Source organism: bacterium, assembly GCA_022616075.1.
Lineage (GTDB): Bacteria > Acidobacteriota > HRBIN11 > JAKEFK01 > JAKEFK01 > JAKEFK01.
Map to the genome: position 1 here is coordinate 1 of JAKEFK010000028.1, position 4369 is coordinate 4369.

Here is a 4369-nt window from a genome sequence, read left to right on the forward strand (position 1 = left end):
GCTATCTGGATGAAGCCTACAGCAAATGAATCTGTACGTAGACACCTCCGCCTTTTTCGCCGTGATGGACGCCGACGATCGAAACCACAAGCAAGCCAGGCAGCTTTGGCAGGATGTCTTGAATTCGGGAGCGATCCTGGTGTGTACTAACTATATTCTTGTCGAAACTCTGGCACTGTTGCGGCACCGTCTTGGTATGCCGGCAGTCCGGAGCTTTCAAACGGATGTGATTCCCGTTTTGAAAATCGAGTGGGTTTCCGAAACTCTTCATGCTGCTGCCGTTTCGGCGCTTCTGGTGGCGAACCGTCGTCAATTGAGTCTGGTCGATTGCGTGAGCTTTGAAACCATGCGATCTATGGGACTCAAACAGGTCTTCGCGTTTGACCCGGATTTCTCCCAACAGGGTTTTCACCGCATGCCGTAGAATAGATTCATGTTAACCAGTCGAGTCGCCGATTGGCTGCAAGGACTCCGCATTGCCATTTTCGAGTTTACCCTGACCCCTGAGAATGGACTCGTACTGCCTCGTTACAATAAAGCGAACGTCCTGCGCGGCGCTTTTGGTTACGAATGCCGCCGTCTCGTTTGTGGCGCATACTTTCGCGAAGATTGCGCGGATTGCGCGCGGCTGCAGCGTTGTCCTTATGCGGCAATTTTTGAGCCTGCACCTCCGGTCCACGCCATGCAACTCCGGAATTATCAGGATATCCCGCGACCTTTTCTGTTCAGAACGGGTGAATCGGAGTCAACCGAGGCAGGTTCCGGCTGGAAACGATTCATGTTATCGACCCATTGAAGAATCTCAAAAACTTGATCTACTCATCGACCGATCAACTGGTCCGTAATGCGAATATTGTGATCAGGATGCCGGAGATACTTCGTGCCTGTGATGATATGCGGCCCGATCGCCTGGAATTGGAATTCATAAGTCCGACAAAATTGATGTACCAGGAGAAGGAAGTGGTGGAGCCTGAATTCCATCATATTTTCAAGCGGCTGCGCGACCGGATCAGCTCGGTGATGTATTTTTACTGCAGCGAACAGCAAAAAAAGCAATCGGATCACTCAGCGGCTTTGTCGGAAAAGTTACGTTTTCCGGGGATCTATCTCCATTCCTTCCGTTTCTGGTTGCCGGTCAGTGGATCGGAGTTGGAAAGAATACAGTTTTCGGCAACGGCGCTTATAGAATCCTACTCCCGGAGCTGAGGACTGAAACTGAAATCAATCCATTTTAGAATTTGCTGGAGTTATGCTGTACTTGCTCAGGCCAGGATATTCAAAGCTTCCTGAGGACCGGTCCCTTTATGTCTTTTCTGACGATTCCCGTCAAGATGTATCATAGTGACTGTGTGCTCCATCGGCGCCTCTAGCGACAAGAGACTGTCAGAGATTGTCGAAGAGAGCTGAAAGATCGATGACAAGCTCCCGAATCAGAAAACTTTTTGCTGTTCCTGTTGCTCTAGCAGAAAACTTAAGAGTTAGAGCGCCTGATTCCAGAACATAGATCTCTATGCTTGAGGTATCAGGATCAACGATCCAGTATTCGAAAACACCCGCGCCGGCGTAGTGATATTTTTTGTCGAACAGGTCAATTTTTGCGGTGGCCGGAGACAGGATTTCGATAACCAGGTCCGGAGCTCCTTCAATATGAGTGGGCCGCAGCCGGTCGAAATGCTCCTGCAGCACTACTATAAGATCAGGCTGATAAACGGTGTTTGGCGAAAGCTTAACATCCAGAGGCGCATCGTAAACTTCCCCCAGGCCTTCCTGTTCTACCGCTCTGACAAGGTCCAGTAGCAGTCGCTTGGATATTTTTTGGTGAATTCGCGTGGGTGATGGACTTGGCATTGGGACTCCTTCAACTAAGATCCAGTATCCCGGTTTATCTTCCACCCACTTGCGAAATTCCTGATATTCTGAAAACGTGATTGAAGTATCGATCGACTTCATGATCTATTTATACTACATCGCTGTGAGAGCAAAAACTACTTAGTAGCTTCGGAGAGTTCGATCAGGTGTGCAACTTTTCCGTTTTTTATCACTGTGTAGTAGAGGGTTGCGGGAACTTCTGCGCCCGCATTTTCTTTTGTCCAGGCGCTAAACGTTTTTGCGCCTGATGCCGTTTGAACAGCGCAATACTGCCCTGCAACAAATTTTTCTTCCGATCCTTCTTCTGGTTTCAACACAATCGTGCGTAATTTAGTGTCTGCCAATGCCACCATGCCGTTGGAGCGCTTCCATTCCTCCCGGCCGATATAGTGAAACGCCGTTGCCACTTTCTCTCCCTGAACCATCTGGTAATGAACGATGAATTGATATCCTGCTCCTCCGTGAAGAGACCGGTTCATTCCCGCCTGAGCAAGACTGCTCACGGGTGTTTTCGATGACATGCGAAATGTCTGCTTATTTCCATCTACGGATTTTGCGAATACCGTTTGCGAGAGCAGATCTGCCGTCAATACCGTCACGGCCATCACTTGGGGAACGTTTGTGTTTGCGGCGGTTGTGAGAAGAGCGTACAAAACGATGACAAAAGAGGAAAGATAGCGCATCCCGTATAATATTCTACAATAGACCTGCTCCATGAAAAAATATAATTTTCCGGCGCTCTACGTTTCATGGATGGAGCAACTCCTGGACGGGCGGCCGGTGCCGGATGAGCCCCGCGCGACTTGTTCTGATTGTTCCATGTGCAAACTCCCCGAACAGATTACCGCGCGGGATCGTGTTTTTAATCCCTCAACAAAATGTTGCAGTTATATTCCCATACTCCCGAATTTTCTGGTTGGTGGAATCCTGTCGGATGAAGATCCACAATTTGCTGAAGGAAAGGCTCTTTTCCAGCGTGAGGGAGAAACACTCATGGTCACGCCTGCTGGAGTCCAGCCGCCATGGTTTTACTGGTGGCATTACTTAGACAAAGCTTTTGGGGAAGCAGAGCATCTACGGTGTCCTTATTACATCGATCGGGATGGCGGCTTGTGTGGCATCTGGCGGTACCGGAATTCCCGATGTTCCACCTGGTTTTGCAAATATGAGAGAGGTGTTTTCGGATTGGATTTTTGGACTACTCTTTCTGATCTCCTTGGATCCGTTGAAAAAAAACTTTCTGATTGGTGTGTGCGTGAGCTGGATGTCCGAATTCCCGAACAAGAGGGGAGACCTCGCCAGGCCGTGTGGGGGAATTGGACTGGTCGCGAACAGGAGTTCTACAAGCAATGTTTCCAGAAGGTCTCCGGTTTAAACTGGGCAGAAGTCCTGGAGCTTTCCGGTACGGAAGCATCTGCTCTTGCGGTGGATGTATTGAAGAGATTTCAAAAGCTTGTTGACGTTCCACCGATGCCGGATCATCTAAAACCCGGAAATTTTACTTCAGAAGATTTGGGCAATCATGCTGTGAGAGTTTGGGGTTATCGCTCCTTCGATCCGGTTGATCTTCCGGAGCCTGTGTTTGAGCAAATCAAGAATGGTGATTGGAAGGGTCTTGAACCGTCGCTAGTACGTAGGTTATATGAAATGCAGATTCTGATTTCTGAGAATGAGATACATTGAACCGCCAAGCCCCAAGAACGCCAGGTTACTTTGGCTCCTGCCGGCGCAGATCATTTCTCAAGAATAGTAGAAGAGGAAGGAGAAACAGAACCATGCCACCCGCTGCCGAAATGGCGGCAATGTTTGAGGCGCCCGCTTCAGCATAAGTATATGCCGCGAAAACGGCGGAAGCGGATGCTGTCACACTCCAAAGCAAAACAATTCCAAGCGCCAATTTCCACTTCCGCATCAGGGCTGCTACAGCAAGCAAGGCTGTTACTCCTGAGGCGATGACCAGGACTGAAACGATTCTTTCTGATAAACCTTGAACCACCGACCAATCGCTGATGCCATTCCATAAAGCTGAGATTGAGCCGAAGAGAAGTAAACAAATGATCAGGATTCGCGCCACTCTTCTCATGAAAGCTTCCAGTTTTCACTACGTAAAAAACGGGAAGACGGTTCCCTGATCGGTTATCGAAAATTCCAAATCTTGAATGACAAAATAAAAATAAGCTCCAAAATCCAAACTTCAAATCCTTTCACATGGGCGAAATAGAAGGGTTCCCACTTATATGAACGTGCTCAACGCCTTTCGGCATCACAGATCCTTTCACCACGGCTGGCGGATACGAAATCCAATCGTTCTGCAACAGTGCTCAACGCCTTTCGGCATCACAGATCCTTTCACAAATGCGCGAAAATCACGCACGCCCGGGGAAATATCAGTGCTCAACGCCTTTCGGCATCACAGATCCTTTCACACTTTCAAAATCTTGCAGCGTCATGGCTTCTTTTCGTTGTGCTCAACGCCTTTCGGCATCACAGATCCTTTCAC

General features: G+C 48.8%; 7 protein-coding genes and 1 CRISPR repeat array. Of the genes, 4 read left to right on the forward strand and 3 right to left on the reverse strand.

The window, feature by feature from the left end:
• Positions 1 to 25 precede the first annotated feature (25 nt).
• Genes L0156_02595 through L0156_02605 form a run of 3 tightly spaced genes read left to right on the forward strand, consistent with a single transcriptional unit; the run spans position 26 to position 1206 of the window.
• Entirely contained in the window at positions 26 to 424 is a 399-nt protein-coding gene (locus L0156_02595) for a PIN domain-containing protein (protein ID MCI0601878.1), read from the forward strand.
• Positions 425 to 433: 9 nt separating this feature from the next.
• Entirely contained in the window at positions 434 to 796 is a 363-nt protein-coding gene (locus L0156_02600; protein ID MCI0601879.1) for a hypothetical protein, read from the forward strand.
• Positions 793 to 1206: a hypothetical protein gene (locus L0156_02605; protein ID MCI0601880.1), complete on the forward strand. Its 414-nt coding sequence runs from the start codon at positions 793 to 795 to the stop codon at positions 1204 to 1206. Before L0156_02600 ends, L0156_02605 begins: the two co-directional genes overlap by 4 nt.
• 177 nt (positions 1207 to 1383) lie before the next feature.
• Here the strand turns inward: L0156_02605 and L0156_02610 are convergent, their stop codons facing one another.
• Both L0156_02610 and L0156_02615 read right to left on the reverse strand, forming a co-directional pair.
• Positions 1384 to 1950 carry a Uma2 family endonuclease gene (locus tag L0156_02610; protein MCI0601881.1) on the reverse strand — a complete coding sequence of 189 codons (567 nt, stop codon included), beginning with the start codon at positions 1948 to 1950 and terminating at the stop codon, positions 1384 to 1386.
• 35 nt (positions 1951 to 1985) lie between these two features.
• The gene (locus tag L0156_02615) at positions 1986 to 2552 is read right to left on the reverse strand and encodes a hypothetical protein (GenBank protein MCI0601882.1); all 567 of its coding nucleotides are present in this window, start codon (positions 2550 to 2552) and stop codon (positions 1986 to 1988) included.
• 31 nt (positions 2553 to 2583) lie between these two features.
• Here L0156_02615 and L0156_02620 point away from each other — a divergent pair, with 31 nt between their 5' ends.
• Positions 2584 to 3552 (forward strand): hypothetical protein, encoded by a 969-nt coding sequence (locus L0156_02620; GenBank protein MCI0601883.1) that lies wholly within the window; start codon positions 2584 to 2586, stop codon positions 3550 to 3552.
• A gap of 25 nt (positions 3553 to 3577) precedes the next feature.
• On the opposite strand, the gene L0156_02625 is transcribed toward L0156_02620, so the two are convergent.
• On the reverse strand, positions 3578 to 3952 hold the full coding sequence (locus tag L0156_02625; GenBank protein ID MCI0601884.1) for a hypothetical protein: 375 nt from the start codon (positions 3950 to 3952) through the stop codon (positions 3578 to 3580).
• An 89-nt stretch (positions 3953 to 4041) separates the two neighbouring features.
• A CRISPR array of direct repeats spans positions 4042 to 4368; the repeat unit is 35 nt; unit sequence GTGCTCAACGCCTTTCGGCATCACAGATCCTTTCA.
• The last annotated feature ends 1 nt before the right edge of the window (position 4369 follow it).